The organism is Zhongshania aliphaticivorans, from assembly GCF_902705855.1.
Classification (GTDB): Bacteria; Pseudomonadota; Gammaproteobacteria; order Pseudomonadales; family Spongiibacteraceae; genus Spongiibacter; species Spongiibacter aliphaticivorans_B.
This window is the reverse complement of the sequence record NZ_CACSIJ010000001.1, coordinates 168,425-186,407: the sequence shown is the minus strand read 5'-3', so window position 1 is coordinate 186,407 and position 17,983 is coordinate 168,425. Positions and strand designations below refer to the sequence as shown.

Annotated in this window: 15 protein-coding genes; all 15 read left to right on the top strand. The window is 48.9% G+C overall.

Annotated features, from left to right (window positions below):
• Positions 1–135 precede the first annotated feature (135 nt).
• The 15 genes from GVJ32_RS00840 to GVJ32_RS00770 all read left to right on the top strand — a co-directional run bounded on the left by GVJ32_RS00840 (position 136) and on the right by GVJ32_RS00770 (position 17,983).
• On the top strand, positions 136–3,549 hold the full coding sequence (locus GVJ32_RS00840; protein ID WP_159238164.1) for a FimV/HubP family polar landmark protein: 3,414 nt from the start codon (positions 136–138) through the stop codon (positions 3,547–3,549).
• Between the two features lie 17 nt (positions 3,550–3,566).
• Positions 3,567–4,415 (top strand): tRNA pseudouridine(38-40) synthase TruA, encoded by an 849-nt coding sequence (gene truA / locus GVJ32_RS00835; RefSeq protein ID WP_353652890.1) that lies wholly within the window; start codon positions 3,567–3,569, stop codon positions 4,413–4,415.
• Between the two features lie 75 nt (positions 4,416–4,490).
• Positions 4,491–5,126 (top strand): phosphoribosylanthranilate isomerase, encoded by a 636-nt coding sequence (locus GVJ32_RS00830; protein WP_159238163.1) that lies wholly within the window; start codon positions 4,491–4,493, stop codon positions 5,124–5,126.
• On the top strand, positions 5,127–6,350 hold the full coding sequence (trpB, locus tag GVJ32_RS00825; protein ID WP_159238162.1) for a tryptophan synthase subunit beta: 1,224 nt from the start codon (positions 5,127–5,129) through the stop codon (positions 6,348–6,350).
• Positions 6,351–6,362: 12 nt separating this feature from the next.
• On the top strand, positions 6,363–7,172 hold the full coding sequence (gene trpA, locus GVJ32_RS00820; RefSeq protein ID WP_159238161.1) for a tryptophan synthase subunit alpha: 810 nt from the start codon (positions 6,363–6,365) through the stop codon (positions 7,170–7,172).
• Positions 7,173–7,301: 129 nt separating this feature from the next.
• Positions 7,302–8,174, top strand: a complete 873-nt coding sequence (gene accD / locus GVJ32_RS00815; RefSeq protein WP_159238160.1) for an acetyl-CoA carboxylase, carboxyltransferase subunit beta — start codon at positions 7,302–7,304, stop codon at positions 8,172–8,174.
• A 9-nt stretch (positions 8,175–8,183) separates the two neighbouring features.
• Positions 8,184–9,446 (top strand): bifunctional tetrahydrofolate synthase/dihydrofolate synthase, encoded by a 1,263-nt coding sequence (gene folC, locus GVJ32_RS00810; RefSeq protein WP_159238159.1) that lies wholly within the window; start codon positions 8,184–8,186, stop codon positions 9,444–9,446.
• Positions 9,447–9,482: 36 nt separating this feature from the next.
• Positions 9,483–10,127 (top strand): SPOR domain-containing protein, encoded by a 645-nt coding sequence (locus GVJ32_RS00805; protein ID WP_159238158.1) that lies wholly within the window; start codon positions 9,483–9,485, stop codon positions 10,125–10,127.
• Between the two features lie 86 nt (positions 10,128–10,213).
• Complete coding sequence (locus GVJ32_RS00800) at positions 10,214–10,738, top strand: CvpA family protein (protein WP_159238157.1); 525 nt, start codon at positions 10,214–10,216, stop codon at positions 10,736–10,738.
• A 36-nt stretch (positions 10,739–10,774) separates the two neighbouring features.
• Complete coding sequence (purF, locus tag GVJ32_RS00795; protein ID WP_159238156.1) at positions 10,775–12,295, top strand: amidophosphoribosyltransferase; 1,521 nt, start codon at positions 10,775–10,777, stop codon at positions 12,293–12,295.
• 45 nt (positions 12,296–12,340) lie between these two features.
• Complete coding sequence (locus tag GVJ32_RS00790) at positions 12,341–13,552, top strand: O-succinylhomoserine sulfhydrylase (protein ID WP_159238155.1); 1,212 nt, start codon at positions 12,341–12,343, stop codon at positions 13,550–13,552.
• A 3-nt stretch (positions 13,553–13,555) separates the two neighbouring features.
• The gene (locus tag GVJ32_RS00785; protein WP_159238154.1) at positions 13,556–14,470 is read left to right on the top strand and encodes an AAA family ATPase; all 915 of its coding nucleotides are present in this window, start codon (positions 13,556–13,558) and stop codon (positions 14,468–14,470) included.
• A 2-nt stretch (positions 14,471–14,472) separates the two neighbouring features.
• Entirely contained in the window at positions 14,473–15,429 is a 957-nt protein-coding gene (locus GVJ32_RS00780; protein ID WP_159238153.1) for a DUF58 domain-containing protein, read from the top strand.
• Positions 15,426–17,414, top strand: coding sequence for a transglutaminaseTgpA domain-containing protein (locus tag GVJ32_RS00775; RefSeq protein WP_159238152.1), 1,989 nt, complete (start codon positions 15,426–15,428; stop codon positions 17,412–17,414). Before GVJ32_RS00780 ends, GVJ32_RS00775 begins: the two co-directional genes overlap by 4 nt.
• Positions 17,411–17,983, top strand: coding sequence for a mechanosensitive ion channel family protein (locus tag GVJ32_RS00770; RefSeq protein ID WP_235034990.1), 573 nt, complete (start codon positions 17,411–17,413; stop codon positions 17,981–17,983). The genes GVJ32_RS00775 and GVJ32_RS00770 overlap by 4 nt, the downstream gene beginning before the upstream one ends.

The window sequence follows — 17,983 nt, the reverse complement described above, 5'->3', positions numbered from 1 at the left end:
TATATCTACGCATGTTGTTTAGAGAAGTGGCGAGAGATTGCCGTGGGCGGTATCTGCCCTATGGATATTCTTAGATAGTAGAGCAAGTCATTTGGCGGCGGCTGAGTGGCACGTTAATACACAAACGGTGACATTATGATGCGAAATAAGCTGGCAAAAGTGGTACTGACGGTTGGTGCCTTGCACAGCGGATTAGTCAGCGCACTTGGTCTGGGTGAATTAGCGTTAGACTCGACACTGAATCAGCCATTTCGCGCTGAAATTCCGCTTCGGGATATTGGCGGCCTCAGTGTAGATCAAATTAAAGTACAGCTTGCAGATGCCAGCGCCTTTGAGAATGCCGGCGTAGATCGCAGCCAGTTTTTATCTACTTTGCAGTTTAAAGTCGAGCTGTTAAACGGCGAAAATGGTCGTATCATCGTGACCACTACTGGCGCGGTGGTTGAGCCTTATCTCGATTTTATAGTTGAGGCGCGCTGGCCCAACGGTAAAATGATTCGTGAATATACGGTATTACTAGATTTACCTGTATACGCTGATGAGGCTCCGCTTAAAAGCGTCGATGTTAGTACTGCTACAGTCGCGCCGGTAAGCCGACCACCCGAACCTGCACCAGCCGCGCCTTCGGTCACTGAGTCTCCGCGAGAACTCGGCGGCGCAATTGGCGCTGCTGATCGCGCAGCACCGGTTCCGCGTAGTATCGAGCAACGACAGGGTTTGCCGGCGGCCGAAAATAGCAACGAATACCGCGTTCAGCACCGAGACACGATGTGGCGTATAGCCAGTCAGCATCGTCCAAGTTCATATGTCACCACTCAACAAACCATGTTGGCTTTGGTAAAAAAAAATCCACAGGCCTTTGTGAATGGTAATGTAAACCAGCTCAAGTCGGGTTACGTTTTGAGTTTGCCGACCGAGGCTGAAGTAAAGGCGATAAACCACAAGTCTGCTGTGGAGGAAATTCGAATCCAGGCAAAGGAGTGGCGTGGCGAGAGAGTCGTCAGATCATCAAATACTAATTCAGATACTGTTTCTACAAATACCCAATCAGGCGCTACCCCCATGGCGCCACAGCTAGATGCTACCGAGAAAAAGCAAACAGCAAAAGTTGAATCAGCAGAACAAGATGTTAAATTCTCTATTGGTAGCGGCGGCGACACGGCAGAGGCTGATGGCGAAGTGGCTGCCTTGCGCGCACAGGTACGTGAAGAGCAAGAAAGCTTAGAAAAGTCCAAACTTGAAAATGGTGCGATGCAAAGTCGTGTCGTCGAGATGGAAGCACAAATTAAGACCCTGCAAAGCCTTATTGCCCTTAAAAACAGTCAGCTTGCTGCCATGCAAAGTGGTGCGCAGCCGCCGAATTCTGAGTTGAGTACAGAAAATCTCGCGAAGCTTGAAGAGGCTGCTTTGGCGGCACTACCAAAGAGTGCTGAGCTCGGGTCAGACGCCGCTGCGGTAGCATCGGAAATGGGCGGGTCAGAAAGCGATGCGACCGACGAAAAATCTGCACAAGTTAAGTCTACAAATCTTGCTGAGCCTGAATCTGCCGGCGTTATAGCGACTGCAAAGAACTGGATAAACCAAAATGTGGCTCTGTTTGCAGGTCTTGTATTAGCACTTTTGGCATTGCTGGTGCTGGTGATTAGACGTCGTCAGGCCGACGATGACGACTCTGATTTAGCAGATTTTGACGATGAGCTGACGGTGGCCGAGAGTGAATCTCCGGTGCTGTTCGCCAGTGGTGGCGAATTTGACGACGGCACTGAGAAGGTGCTTTCACCTTTTGCGGAAGAGCACGCCGACGATGTATTCAGCGCCGAAGACTTCGACTTTGATAAATTGGAAGATGATTCGGTGTCGGAAGACGCGGCATCAGACGGCGTTGTATTTGCAGATGGCGCCGTATTTGATGAGCAGGGTTCAGTGGCTGAAGACGGCGATGGCGTTGAGATATCGCCAGCAGTTGTTCCGCAAACCGGGGACGTTGTTGCTGAGGCTGAGATTTACGTGGCATATGGTCGTTACGATCAGGCCGCAAGTTTACTAAAAACTGCCATTGCGCAGGACCCTGAGAATATTGAATTACGCTTAAAACTTATCGATATCTATTTAGATACTCGCGACCAAGAAAATTTTGAGGCTGCCTACGGTGAGCTACGTGCTCTGAATGACGACGCGGCTATTTCCCGCGTCAAAGAGTCGATGTCGGCGATTGAGGGTGTTAGTCATTGGCTCGGTGATGATGTTTCGTCACTTGGCGCCGACAACACCGTCAATGTGGGACTTCAAAATACAGCTGTTGCAGATGAAATCGCAGATCTGGATTTTGATATTGGCGATGACGCTGAAACGCGCGAGTTAGATGAGGGCGATATCGACTTTGAATTAGATGACATGCTCGATGGCGCTGGTGTAGCAGCTTCTACGATATCGTCTGTTGATGCTTTTGGAATTGGTGAGGCGGACGCTTCAGATACTGACACCTTAGAGTCCTTAGATGTCGATTTGGCAGATTTGGATTTCGACTTTGAAGGTGATTTTGGCGCGGCCTCCAGTGAGGCCACAGCCCCAGTAGCGGATACCTCTGAACCTAGTGAAGCCCCTGCAGCCATTATCGAAGCCGATGACGAAGAGTTAGAGATTAGTTTTGAAACTGAGGATGTCGATTTAGGCGATTTAGGAACCCCAGCGCCTAGCGAACAGTCTAGTGTGGTTTCGGGATCAGATGACGACATTTTGTCCTTTGAGGATGAGGATGTTGTCGGTTTTGATCTGGATGAGCCAGAGTCTGAGGATATAGCGTTTGGTAGTGTTGCTTTGGATGGCGGCGAATTAAGTGCGTCTAGCACTGAGGCACTAGAGCCTGAAAGTGCCGAGCTTGGTAGCACTGGTTTGGGCGACACGGATATTACCGAGATTGATGCGCCGGCCCTAGATGTAAATACTGCGGCAGATAGCGCTGCTCTAAGTACTGAATCAGTAAGCGATGATGAGTTGGATCTCGACCTCTCTGAGTTTGATATGGAGCTGGATGAGCCAAGCGAAGAAGGTGGTGTTGCTGAGCCGGCGTCTGAATTAAGTGATGATGACTTGGATCTGGACTTATCAGATTTTGATATGCCGAGCGCCGTGGTTAGCGGTGACGCAAATGGCGGCGATGTCGATGTCGATGACCTTGAGATTGATGAGAGCTTTTTCTTAGATGATGATTCTGAGGACGAGCCAGAGGAGCTGCAGTCTCCCCTTAGTGGTGAAGCCGCAACGGTAGAGCCTTCTGCTTCAAGTATCGAATTAATCAAGGATGAGGATGGCGGTGCCATATCGGTAGAGGATTTGGTATTTGACGAGTTTGATGCAGGTGATGACGAGGCAGAAGGGTTTGAGTCTTTGGTCGACTCTGAATCTGTCGCGACAAAACTTGATCTTGCTAGAGCCTATATTGATATGGGCGACAGCGAAGGAGCGCGGGAAATGCTCGAGGAAGTCCTTCAAGAAGGGGATATTCAGCAACAAACTGATGCTCAAGGTTTGCTAGACAATATTCGGTGAGCATTGGCAGAATTTGTGTGATTGATGATATGAGTTGTTTTGATCGGTTTGCGGATGAGCCGCTGCCGGTCGGGTGCCGGATTGCCATGGCCCTTGAGTATCAGGGTAGCGCTTACCGTGGCTGGCAAAGTCAAGATAAGCCTCGTGTTGCGACGGTGCAAGATGTACTACAATCTGCTATTTCCTCTATTGCAGCCACGCCGGTTACCGTCATTTGTGCAGGTCGCACCGATGCAGGCGTGCATGCTACCCACCAATTAGCTCATTTCGACGCCCCAGTCGCGAGGTCGCTGAAGGCTTGGGTTGCGGGTGTAAACGCCAAGCTGCCGAAGGATGTCGCGGTGCGCTGGGCGAAGCGTGTTCCCGAGGATTTCCATGCGCGTTTTTCTGCGACGGCGCGGCGCTATCGCTACATCATTCTCAATCAAGCACGTCGTTCCGCTCATTTAGCTGACGGGCTCACCTTAGTAGATCAACCCCTCGATGCAGACCTTATGCATCGCGAAGCCCAAGTCTTGCTTGGCGAGCAAGATTTTAGTGCATTTAGAGCGGCGTCTTGCCAGTCTAAAACCGCAATGCGGAACATTCATTTTGCGAATGTCAGCCGGCGAGGTCGCTATGTTGTACTCGATATTGGTGGCAATGCATTCTTGCACCACATGGTTAGAAATATCGCTGGTGTACTTATTGCCGTTGGTAGTGGACAAATGCCGCAGGGTTGGACGCAGCAGGTCTTAGCTAGCCGAGATCGCAATCAGGGGGGGGTTACCGCAAAGCCAAGTGGCTTGTATTTGGTCGATGTGACCTATCCCGCGCACTTTGATTTACCGGAATCACCCATAGGCCCTGATTTTCTTCCCTGTTAACGACGCCATCTACAGACAAATTGTGCTGTTATTTGTTAGTATTCGATCCGGTTAATTGTCTGGCTGTACATCCAAGTGTTCCGTACCCGCGTAAAAATTTGTGGTATCACCCGAGCTGAAGATGCGCTTGCGGCTATTGATGCCGGTGCGGATGCGCTGGGTTTTGTGTTTTACGCAAAAAGTCCACGTGCGGTTAGTTCCGCACAAGCTGCCGCAATCATCGCGAAGTTGCCACCTTTTGTGAGCAAGGTCGGCTTATTTGTTAACGCCGATGCTACAGAAGTGCGTGAAGTACTCAAATCGTGCTCGCTTGATGTACTTCAGTTCCATGGAGATGAGTCGCCGGAATTCTGCGCCTCTTTGGCTATGCCGTACATGAAAGCATTGCGTATGCGTGACGGTTTGGATTTAGTGGCTGCCGCAAATTCGTATGCAAGAGCTAGCGCATTATTACTAGATAGCTACAAGCCCGGGGTGCCGGGCGGAACGGGTGAGTCATTTGATTGGCACCGTATTCCATGTGATTTAAAACATCATATTGTATTGGCGGGTGGTTTGACGCCAGATAATGCAGCCGCCGCAGTTTCAAGTTGCCATCCTTACGGGCTGGATGTGAGCGGAGGGGTAGAGCAGACCTCAGGAATAAAGTGCGCTCAAAAAATGTCAGAATTTATTAAAGCGGTTAGCCATGCTGACCGACGGGAGGATTGAGTGGGTAGTAAGCTTGGTAAAGCAGATTTCAGCCAGTTTCCGGATGCGACCGGACATTTTGGCATTTATGGTGGTCGGTTCGTCTCTGAAACGCTGATATTTGCGTTAGATGAGCTAGAGGCAGCTTATCAGCGTCTTCGCAATGACCCAGATTTTCAGGCCGAGTTTGATCATGATTTAGCGCATTACGTGGGACGACCATCTCCTCTTTATCACGCAAAACGTTGGTCAAACGAAGTGGGTGGTGCACAAATTTATCTAAAGCGTGAAGACCTTAATCATACCGGTGCCCACAAGGTAAACAATACCGTTGGTCAAGCGCTGCTTGCTAAATACATGGGCAAAAAGCACGTCATTGCGGAAACCGGCGCCGGTCAACATGGTGTTGCCTCTGCAACCGTTGCTGCACGCTTGGGTATGACTTGCCAAGTGTTTATGGGTGAAGACGATATTCACCGTCAGGCCCTGAATGTGTATCGCATGAAGTTACTAGGTGCAGAGGTTGTGTCGGTTAAGTCGGGGTCTAAAACGTTAAAGGACGCCATGAATGAGGCGATGCGTCATTGGGTAACCCACGTTGACGACACCTTTTACATCATTGGTACCGCTGCGGGCCCGCATCCTTACCCGATGTTAGTAAGAGATTTTCAATCCGTAATTGGCCGTGAAGCGCGTGAGCAGTGTTTGGTACAAAATGGACGCCTGCCTGACGCACTTGTTGCCTGTGTTGGTGGTGGTTCAAATGCAATCGGTCTTTTCCATCCCTTCCTGAATGACGAATCTGTCGCAATGTACGGCGTTGAAGCTGGCGGCCATGGTCTTGCAACAGGGCAGCATGCCGCACCTTTGAATGACGGTATACCCGGTATTTTACATGGCAACCGCACTTACTTAATGCAAGATGACGACGGTCAGATTGTTGAAACGCATTCAGTGTCTGCTGGCTTAGATTATCCTGGCGTGGGCCCTGAACACTCTTGGTTGAAGGACATGGGGCGGGTTAATTACGTCACCATTAATGACGACGAGGCGCTCACGGCATTTCGTAAGTTAACATTGGTTGAAGGAATAATGCCTGCTTTGGAATCTGCCCATGCTGTGGCTTATGCCGAGAAATTGGCAAAAACCATGAGCCCAGAACAAAGCATAGTGGTCAATTTATCTGGCCGTGGCGATAAAGATATTCATACCGTCGCAACAATTGACGGCATTGGGATTGAATAGCGGGGAAGTACTTTGAGTCGTTTAGCTGCTGTATTTGCAAAATTAGAAAAAGACGGTCGCAAGGCACTTGTGCCGTATATTGTTGCAGGTGATCCAATGCCTGCGTTAACTGTGCCGTTAATGCATGAGTTAGTGAATAAAGGCGCGGATATTATTGAAATCGGCGTGCCATTTTCTGACCCTATGGCTGAAGGCCCGGTCATTCAGCTTGCTCATGAGCGCGCCTTGGCGCACAAGGTCACGCTCACTATGGTGCTTGAGTTGGTTGCCGAATTTCGCAATACCGATGCCGCAACGCCAGTGGTGTTGATGGGCTATGCAAACCCAATCGAGCGGATGGGCTATCAAAATTTTGCCGATAGAGCGTCGTCTGCTGGTGTTGATGGTTTGCTCACGGTCGATATGCCACCGGAAGAGGCGGAGCAAGCAACCCAAATACTTCGCGCTGCGGGTATAGATAATATCTTTTTGCTGGCACCAACAACGAGCGATGAAAGAATTCAGAAGGTCGCGTCATTGGCGAGCGGGTATTTGTACTGCGTATCTTTAAATGGGGTAACGGGTGCTGGGCACTTAAATATAGCGGCGGTCACTGAGAAACTAGCCAGTATTAAGCGCCATACAAATCTGCCCATTACGGTTGGTTTTGGCATTAAAGATGGCGTATCTGCCGCCGCATTGGCGCCGTTGTGCGAAGGGGTCGTGGTCGGCAGTGCGTTGATTGAACGTATTGTGGCAACTGATCCAGCGCTCAAAAATACAGAGCGTGCGGCGAATGCCGCCATGCTAATTGCCGAAATTCGGGCAGCTATTGACGCTTGATTGACATAGTTGAAGTGCGGTTGCCCTACGCGGGCGCTGCTGCTCATTTGTTGGTATATAAGGTAAAGTAATGCAGCTGCTTGCAGCGTGCATTTTATAATAGATTAAAAATGACTACAGGAAAGAATTATGAGCTGGGTAGATAAGATTCTTCCCTCGGGAGTGCGACGGGTTGATCCAGAAGAGCGTCGTGGTGCAAAAGGTGTTGTGCCAGAAGGTCTTTGGAAAAAATGCGTTAAGTGTGAAGCGGTGCTTTACCGTCCTGAGTTGGAAAGTAACCAGGATGTATGTCCAAAATGTGATCATCACATGCGCATTGGCGCGCGTCGCCGCATTGCTTTATTTTTGGACGAAGTCGGTAGAGAAGAGATCCTTACTCACATAGAGCCCGTAGACAGACTCAAATTTAAAGACAAAAAGAAATATCGTGATCGTCTGACGGCAGCGCAGAAATCGACCGGTGAAAAAGATGCCCTTATCGCCTTCAAGGGGAATGTAAAAGAGCAGCCCGTTGTCGTTGTTGCGTTTGAGTTTAATTTTCACGGTGGCTCAATGGGGTCGGCAGTTGGAGAGAAATTCACCCAAGCTGCAAATATCGCTTTAAAGGAGCGATGCCCGCTAATCTGTTTTTCGGCATCTGGTGGTGCGCGTATGCAAGAAGCGCTCATATCGCTGATGCAAATGGCAAAAACCAGTGCAGTGCTAGAGCGCCTTAAGCAAAACAGCGTGCCCTATGTGTCGGTAATGACCGACCCAATTTATGGTGGAGTGTCTGCGAGTTTGGCCCTGCTGGGTGACATTAATGTTGCCGAGCCAGGTGCGCGTGCTGGTTTTGCCGGTCCGGCTATTATTGAGCAGACTATTCGCCAAAAATTGCCGCCTGGATTCCAGCGCAGTGAGTTTTTGCTGGCGCATGGTGCCATTGATATGATCGTGCGTCGTGCAGATATGCGCGACACCCTGGCTAGAGTGCTAGGCAGCTTAATGCACTATCAGCGTTAAGTTTCGTTTATGCGGTATACACAGCTCAACGATTGGTTGCGGTGGATGGAAACTCAACATCCCCGCAATATTGATCTTGGTCTTGAGCGTATTGCGCTAGTCGCTAAGCAGCTGGATATCGCGCTTGATATGCCTGTGGTCACAGTTGCAGGCACCAATGGCAAAGGGTCTTGTGTGGCCCTTTTGTCTGCCATACTAGGGGCCCAAGGGTATCGAGTTGGTGCTTATACTTCCCCCCATTTACATCAGTATCATGAACGTATCGCTATTGGCGGTAACTATGTTGATGACGCGTCGCTGTGCCGAGCGTTTGCTGCCGTTGACGATGCGCGTGGTGAAACGTCGCTCACGTATTTTGAGTTTGGTACTTTGGCGGCTCTGCTTATTTTTAAGCAAGACGCTGTAGATGTCGCGGTGTTGGAGGTCGGGCTTGGTGGGCGTTTAGATGCGGTGAATATTATTGATGCCGATGTTGCGATAGTGAGCTCAATCGCAATCGATCACGAGGCGTGGTTAGGGAATGATCGCGAAGTAATAGGCCGAGAAAAAGCTGGCATATTCAGGCCGAATCGCCCTGCGATTATTGGTGATCTCAACCCACCTAAATCGCTTTTGGATTATGCTGTGCAAATTGGCGCAGTACCTGTGTGCCGAGAAAAGCAATTCCAGTTCAGCGAAGCCGAGCTGGGGTGGCAATGGCGGGGGCAGGCCATAAGTGGCGAGCGACTGTCCTACGAGAATCTTCCCTATCCTGCGGTGTTAATTGATAACGCGGCAACGGTGTTGCAGGCTGTGCAATATATAAATTTGCCGGTTTCTGAATCGGCAATACGTCAGGGTTTGACCTCAGTTAGCGTCGCGGGACGCTGCCAGCATATTCAGTATCGTGGCATAGAAGTGGTGCTCGATGTGGCCCACAATCCGGCATCGGTATATGCCTTGCGGGATCACTTAAGTGCAGTACCGGCGGTAGGCGTGACCGATTGTGTGTTTGCGGTGATGGCAGATAAGGCCGTAGCGGAAATTATTAGTATTGTGAAACCGTGCTTTGGGCATTGGAGTTTACCGCCTTTACTTGGTAATGAACGCGCGGCGCAGCCCGACGCAGTGCAGGCTTTATTGTTAGCGCAAGGTATTAGCAATACGTCGCTAGCGGTATCGTTTCCAGAAAGTTTAAATAAAGCGATGTCGCGTTTATCCGCTGGCGACCGTTTGGTGGTTTTTGGATCATTTTTCACCGTGGCTGCGGCCATGACAGAAATAGCTGATTAAGTCAGCCTAGAATAAAACCGTAGGGGAGTCCGGATTATGATGAGGCAGCGCTTAGTTGGTGCATTGGTATTGCTGTGTGGTGGCGTAATTCTTTGGTCCCTGCTGTTTACTGGGCCGGCAGCTTATAAATTAGACAGAGAAACTCAAATTCCAGATGCACCCTTGATCGATCCGGTAATCGATACTCCGCCGCGGAAACCAGAAGGTATTATGTCGGCGGACACCTTATTAGTGCCAGAACAGCCGAATTTACCGCTAGCAGATGAAGGCGAAGACGCGAAAGGTGCGGCGGTAAGGGCAGAAGCGGCTAATATTCCAGATCCTGCCGATAAATCTACGAAGACCGTCACAGTCGTGAAGCCAAAACCTGCTGACGTGAAAAAGAAAGTGGTAGTTCAAGCGAAACCAGTGGTAAGTAAAAAATTAGACAGCAATGGTTTACCGGCAGCGTGGGTTGTTCAAGTAGGTGTTTTTGGTAGTAAAAGTAACGCAGAGGGATTAAAGAAATCACTCCAAAGTGCCGGATACAAGACCTTTGTTGACCAAGTAAGCCGAGACGGTAAAGCTCTTTATCGTGTGTTGGTTGGGCCGGTGATTAGTAACGACACGGCGGTGTCTCAACAGGCTGCCATCAACAAACGCTTTAATGTGAAGTCAATTGTTAATCGATTTGAGCCTTAGTTGGTGCTCAAAGTGAAATCTTACTTGGGCTGCAGCGCTGGGCTTGTTAGAATTCGCGTCTCGAATTTCTGCGGGAGCCGCTTACAGTGCTAAGCACGTTTAACTGGGCTGATTGGGCCATTCTAGCCGTTATATCGGCATCTGCGCTTATCAGTCTAATTCGCGGCTTTGTAAAAGAAGCCCTTTCCCTATTGAGCTGGGCTGTTGCCTTTTTTATAGCTGTTGCTTTCCATCCTCAAGCTGTCGCGTTACTAGAGCCGTTAGTTGATAAAGTGTATCTGCGCGAGATTCTCGCCTACGTTCTTGTCTTTATTACCACCTTGGTGCTGGGTAGCTTAGTTACCCACATTATTGCCGTTATGGTGAAGCGTACAGGGTTGAGTGGTACTGACCGTTTGCTCGGAATGATTTTTGGTACCGCGCGTGGCTTGATTGTGGTGCTAGCGGTTTTAGTGTTACTTCCGTCTATGTTAACGGGAGTGGAAAATGATCAGTGGTGGAAGGAGTCCCAGCTGATACCCGAGTTTCTGTTGATGAAGGACTGGTCAGAACAGAGCTTTAACGATGTGGTTAGCTGGGGTTCGTCATTACTGTCGAGCCAAAGTAGTTAACGTAGTTTGATCTTCGTCCTAATGAGGTAGTACTGCATGTGTGGCATCGCAGGTATAGTCGCAAAGACTAATGTAAACCAAGATTTGTACGATGCATTAACGGTGCTACAGCACCGTGGGCAGGATGCTGCAGGCATCGTGACCTTTGAGCACGGCAAAATAAATCAGCGCAAAGGCAATGGTTTAGTAAAAGACGTATTTCATACCAGACATATGCAAAGGTTGTTGGGGCATATTGGTATTGGTCATGTACGTTACCCAACCGCAGGCAGCTCTAGTCCGGCTTTAGCGCAACCGTTTTATGTGAACTCCCCCTACGGTATTAGCCTTGCGCATAATGGTAATTTGACCAATGCGGCGGAATTGTCCAAAGAGCTATTTCAGTCAGATTTACGGCATTTGAATACCGAGTCAGACTCAGAAGTGCTACTGAATGTGTTTGCTCATGAGCTGCAAAAATTAGGCAAGTTAGTGCCTGCAGCTGAAGACATATTTGCCGGCGTAAGCGGTGTGCACCATCGTTGTAAAGGTGGCTACGCGGTAGTGGCGATGATTGCAAATTACGGCATTATCGGTTTCCGTGACCCTAATGGTATTCGCCCACTGGTCTACGGTGTACGTGAGTCGGCACAGGGCAAGGAATATATGCTGGCGTCTGAGAGCGTTGCGCTTGACGCGTTAGGCTATAAATTGATTGGCGATGTGGCACCGGGTGAAGCGGTGTATATCGAAACCACTGGTGAAATTCATGTTCGCCAATGCACCGAAGTTGGCGATTACCGCCCCTGTATTTTCGAGCATGTTTATTTCGCTCGTCCTGATTCAATTATGGATGGTATCTCTGTTTATAAATCGCGCTTGCGTCAAGGTGAGCGCTTGGCAGAGAAAATTCTGCGTGAACATCCAGACCATGATATCGACGTTATCGTTCCTATCCCTGATTCAAGCCGTATTGCTGCGCAGTCGATGGCAGCAAAACTGGGTGTTAAATTCCGCGAAGGCTTGGTGAAGAACCGTTATATTGGCCGTACCTTTATTATGCCTGGTCAAAGTGCGCGCAAAAAATCGGTGAAACAAAAACTGAATGCGATTGGTTTAGAATTTAAAGACAAGAACGTCATGTTAGTCGATGACTCGATCGTGCGCGGCACAACCTGTCAGCAAATTATTGAAATGGCCCGCGATGCCGGTGCCCGTAAAGTGTATTTTGCCTCTGCTGCGCCGCCAGTGCGCTACCCGAATGTGTATGGTATTGATATGCCGTCGGCGACGGAGTTAATTGCACATGGTCGCAACCTAGAAGAAGTGCGAATAGAAATTGGGGCAGATTGGTTGCTGTATCAAGATCTAGATGATTTGGTTAGCTGTTCGTCGGAAGGTAATCCGAAAATCACCAATTTTGAATGTTCAGTATTTGATGGCAAATACGTCACGGGCGATGTCGATCAAGCGTATCTTGATAAACTAGAAGCAGACCGCAATGACGACTCTCAAAATGAGCGTAATGCTGTTGTCGGCGAAGGGGCATTGATCGGTCTGCATAACGACGTATCATAGAGATGAATAGGGTTCCGCGCTGAGCGACGGGAGAGAACTGCAATAATGACCGAACAAGAATATTTAGCTCAGCGCCAAGCCGTACTGGCAGAAGCTGAACTTGACACTAGAGCTGTACGTGCAGGACAAGTGCGTACCGCCGAAGGCGAGCATGCCGAGCCGATTTTTATGACCTCGAGCTATGTGTTTGCCTCGGCAGAAGAGGCGGCGGCGCGTTTTTCTGGTGAGCAACCAGGTAATGTTTATTCTCGCTATACCAATCCAACGGTAAGAACCTTCGAAGATCGTATCGCCGCACTTGAAGGTGCGGAAATGGGTGTCGCAACAGCCTCAGGTATGGCCGCGATTTTAAGTACCTGTATCGCTTTGCTTCAGTCTGGCGACCATATTGTGTGTTCACGCAGTGTGTTTGGTACGACCACGGTTTTGTTAAATAAATATTTGGCCAAACTCGGGATAAGTACAAGCTTCGTTTCATTAACCGACGAGCAGCAATGGCGGGACGCAATAACGCCTCAAACTAAAATGCTGTTTTTGGAAACACCGTCTAATCCGCTGTCTGAAATTGCCGATATTCGATTGTTGGCGGATATCGCCCATGAACATGATTGCCTGTTGGTGGTAGATAACTGTTTTTGTACGCCGGCATTGCAATTGCCTCTAGCCTTGGGCGCAGATATTGTAGTGCACTCTGCGACCAAATATCTTGATGGCCAAGGCCGGAGTGTGGGCGGGGCGGTAGTAGGCCGCCGTGAGCAAATGAACGAAGTGCTTGGATTTATACGCACTGCTGGCCCAAGTATGAGCCCGTTTAATGCATGGGTATTTTTAAAAGGCTTAGAAACCCTGCGTCTGCGAATGATGGCCCACAGTAGCAATGCGCTAGAGCTCGCTACATGGTTGCAAGCTCAGGTTGGTGTACAAAAAGTGCATTACTCTGGTTTACCTGATCATCCTCAACATGCCTTGGCTGCGTCTCAGCAAAAAGCATTTGGCGGTGTGTTGTCCTTCGAGGTTGGCCGCGATAAAGCGGCCGCGTGGCGCTTTATTGATGCCACACGTTTGGTGTCAATAACCGCAAATTTGGGTGATGCAAAAACGACGATTGTGCATCCAGCGACGACTACCCATGGTCGCTTAAGTGATGAGCAGCGTCAGCAAGCTGGAATCGCCGACAATCTAATTAGAGTCTCGGTGGGTTTGGAAGATATTGAAGATTTGCGCAAAGATATGCAGCGCGGATTGGACGCACTCTAAGGTATGGATGTTTTTACTCAGCTGACTGCTGAAATTTCTCGGGTCGTACTGGGCAAAGATGAACAAGTTCGCCAAGCTCTGTGCTGTTTATTGGCGCGTGGGCATTTGCTAATTGAAGATGTGCCGGGTGTCGGCAAAACCACCTTGTCGCAAGCTTTTGCTAAGGTGACGGGGCTGGCCTATCAGCGTATGCAATTCACCAGTGATTTGTTGCCATCAGATATACTTGGCGTGTCGATTTTTGATCGCAATAGCAGCGCTTTTCATTTTCACGCAGGGCCGGTTTTTACCCAATTCTTGCTGGTAGATGAAATCAACCGCGCCAGTCCTAAAACTCAAAGTGCACTGCTTGAAGCGATGGCCGAAAAGCAGGTAACCGTTGAGGGTGAAACACGTATCTTGCCTGTACCATTCTTTGTGATGGCCACCCAAAACCCCTGGTTTCAATCTGGCACTTTCCCCTTGCCTGAGTCTCAATTGGATCGCTTTTTGATGCGTATTTCATTGGGTTATCCAGACGAACATTCAGAGCGACGTCTACTTGCAGGCGGTGACCCTCGGTTACTCATTGATGAGTTACGTCCCTTATTAAATGCAGAAAAAATCATTACTCTGCAGGGGATGGTAGATAAAATTGAAATTCGCGACAGCGTTTTGTCTTATGTGCAAAGACTAATCGCGTTTACCCGCCAAGATTCACACTATGCCTTTGGTCTTTCTACCCGCGCTGCCTTGGCATTGATTCAAGCTGCCAAAGCGTGGGCAATGCTCGACGGAAGGGAGTATGTGCTACCGGACGACATCCAGTTGCTACTTGGGCCCGTGGCGNCCCACCGTTTAAAGCCCGCCGCTGATAGTCATGATGATAGCCCAGACTTAATTAAGCGGCTGCTGTCACAGGTGCCGGTAGTGGTGTAATTATGCTGGGCCAACTTAAAGCGTTTATTCGGCGTCGTTTCGACGCATGGTTAGAAAAACGCAGCCCAGCTTGCTCGCAACTTGTCCTTAATCAACGTCGTATTTTTATTATTCCCTCTCGCGCTGGTGGTGGCTATTTATTGATGCTACTCGGCTTATTGCTGTTAGCGATTAATTATCAAAATAATTTAATTTTTGCGATCACCTTTTGGCTGTTTAGTATCTTTCTGATTGCGATTCTCCATACTTACGCAAATTTATCGGGTATCAAATTACGTGCTGGTGCAGCGGAGCCGGTCTTTGCCGGCCAGCCGGCGGCTTTTCATTTGCATTTAGAGGCGGGAGCGCGTGATCGGCATCGTTTGTATTTGGCATTTGCCGATCAACAGGAAACCTTATGCTCCTTAACTGCGGCGGGTGATAGCGCCACGGTTGTTTTGAAATTCCCAAGTGCCAAGCGGGGTGCAATGCGTCCAGGCAGAATGACGATAACAACGCGTTACCCATTGGGTATTTTACGTTGCTGGGGGGCGCCTAAATTAGACTGGCACTGCTTGGTTTACCCGCAGGCAAAAAGCTTGCGGCCGTTGGTGAATAGCGCTGCTGATGGTGAGGGGCGTATTCCTGATATTGCCCGCGACAGTGATGAGTTTAGCGGCTTTCAACGCTATCAAGCTGGCCAGTCACCTAAGCGTATTTTTTGGAAGTCTTACGCAAAAGGGCAGCCATTGCAAAGTAAGCAATTCGAGCAATCGCAGGCTGACGAGCTAATATTAAATTGGGACGAGCTGGAAGGCTTAGGTGTGGAGGATAGATTAAGCACGCTTTGTGCATGGGCCTTGGAGTGCAATACTCGCGGGCTAGCATTTGGATTAAAAACGCCAAGGGTAAATATTGCCGCGGCAAGTGGAGGTGATCAATTGACCCGTATACTGCGCGCGCTGGCCCTTTACCAATGAAAATATCTGAGAGTCGGCATTCTATACTGTGGCTTTTACTTGCGCAGCTATCAGCAATACTCCCCTTAATTGCGGTGCTGCCGGTTTGGATTGTGGTGGTATGGGTGGCATCGGCGTGGTGGTATTGGCGCATAATATCCGCGGGCTATCAGTTTCCAGTGGCAGCGATAAAGGCGTTATTGGCTATCGCTGCAGTGCTAGGCGTTTACCTGTCTTTTTCATCTCTGCTTGCCCTAGAGGCAATGGTCGCGATTCTAATTCTTGCGCTTATTTTAAAACTCTTGGAATTGAAAACTGAGCGGGATCAGTGGCTGGTATTGATGCTGAGTTATTTCGTGGTGGCCTGTGGTTTACTGTTTTCTCAGCAAATTGTTGATGTCGTTTTTGCGCTGTTGCAAATTATGATTTTGTTGCTGGCTCAACAATCGATGAATCGCGACAAGGCAAGCCCCGCTACTATGTCTCGTTCGGTGGGCGTCATGGCGCTGCAATCACTGCCTTTAATGCTCTTGCTGTTTGTTATCTTTCCACGTATTGGCCCACTATGGACGATGCCGCTACCTGGTGGGCAAGGCATAACCGGTATGTCAGATTCCCTTGAGTTTGGCGACATAGCAAAGCTTAGCCAGTCAGGTGCGCTCGCGTTTAGAGTGCGTTTTGACGCTGAGCCGCCAAGTACCGAGTCACTTTATTGGCGAGGGTTGGTACTTGATCAATTTGACGGACGCCGGTGGACGCGGAATGCCTGGCCGGCGCGGAATAAAATTCCCGCGCCAGAGCTTGCTACGGCGACAGTTAAGTACACGGTTACCCTTGAGTCAGCGTTACATGAATGGCTATATGTATTGCCGATAGGAAGTGTCGATAGGCGCGACGTGTACTATACGGCTCAGCATCAGTGGCTAAGTAAACGGCCTATTAATGGTCGAGTAGAGTATGTTGTAGGTAGTCAATTCGTTGGAGGTTTGCCAGATCATAATGGCGCTGAGCGCCAAAATTTACAGTTGGCTGGCCGTACCCAAAACCCGCAAGCTCGCGCTTTGGCTGCCGAGTGGCAAAAGAACATAGCTAAGGCAAGTGATCGGGTGGCTGCGGCTATTCAGTTTTTTGAAACGACGCCCTTTGAATACACATTAACGCCGAGTGTTTTAGGTACTAATAATGTTGATGAGTTTTTATTTACAACTCGACAAGGTTATTGTGAACATTTTGCGGGTAGTTTTGTGTTTTTGATGCGAGCCGCCGGTGTGCCTGCGCGGATAGTGGTTGGCTATCAGGGCGGTGAATTTAATAAGCGGGACAACTATTTGCTGGTTCATCAGTCAGACGCACACGCGTGGGCAGAGGTTTGGTTAGCTGATGAGGGTTGGGTTCGGGTTGACCCAACGGCAACGGTAGCTCCTTCGCGTATTCGCTTGGGGGCGGAGGCAACGCTAAAAAGCCAAAGTGGATATTTAAAAGATTCGTTTATGTCACTCCGTCGCTTTGAGTGGGCAACGCGTTTACGTTTTTTTGTGGATAATATGAATTATGCGTGGGCGCGTTGGGTTTTGAATTTTGACAGCGACACTCAAAATAACTTTTTGCGTGGTTTATTAGGTGAGATTAACCCTCAACGGATGTTAATAGCGGTCATGTTTGCGGGTGGTATCCCCATGGTCTTAGTAGCATTTTTTAGTTTGCGGATACCGTACCGAAAGGGAGAAGATTTGGCTGCAAAGTATTATCTAACGAGCTGTAGAGCATTGGCGCGACGGGGTGTGTGTCGTGAGGTAGGGGAGACACCAGAAAATTACCTAGCCAGAGTTAAGAGAGACATGCCATGTTGGTTTGGGTGGTTAGAAATGCAAACCCTGTTATTTGGCGAGTGCAATTACTGTTCGCAGCAAAGTGCGAACTATCAGAAAAATTTGCGACAATTAAAACGTTTCCAGCGTCCACAAAAATGGCTGGAGCGAACAAGCAGTAGGGGATTAGAGAGTTGATTACAAAAATAGCTGTTGTCGTTTTTTCTGTGGCATTGATGTTCTATTTGAATCGAATAGTCATGGGGGTGCTCAATAAATTTGCTGATAAAAACCGCATGTCTGAATTGCGGCTAGGCTATGTAAAAAAGGCCATTAATATTGGGTTTTTATTGCTCGGATTTATTTTGATTTGCTTTTTATTTGGTTTAGGTTATCAGCAAGTTTTTATATTTCTGTCGTCGTTTTTGGCTGTGTTGGGTATTGCCTTGGTTGCACAATGGTCAATACTGAGCAATATTACCGCGGGAGTGATTATCTTTTTTGCCTTCCCTTATCGCATTGGCGATCGTATAAAAGTTGTTGATAAAGACGATGATATCAGCGGCAGAATTATGGAAATTGCCTTATTTCATGTGCTTATCCGTCGTGAAGACGGCAGTACCGTAACGTACCCCAATAGCATTATTCTACAGAAGGCGGTGATTAAATTGACGGGGGCGCCTAAGGCAGTGGGTGAGTATAAGTTAACGCAGCCTGCAGATCACGATATGACTGTTCAGCAAAAAAAAGATGATCCCCAATGCTAA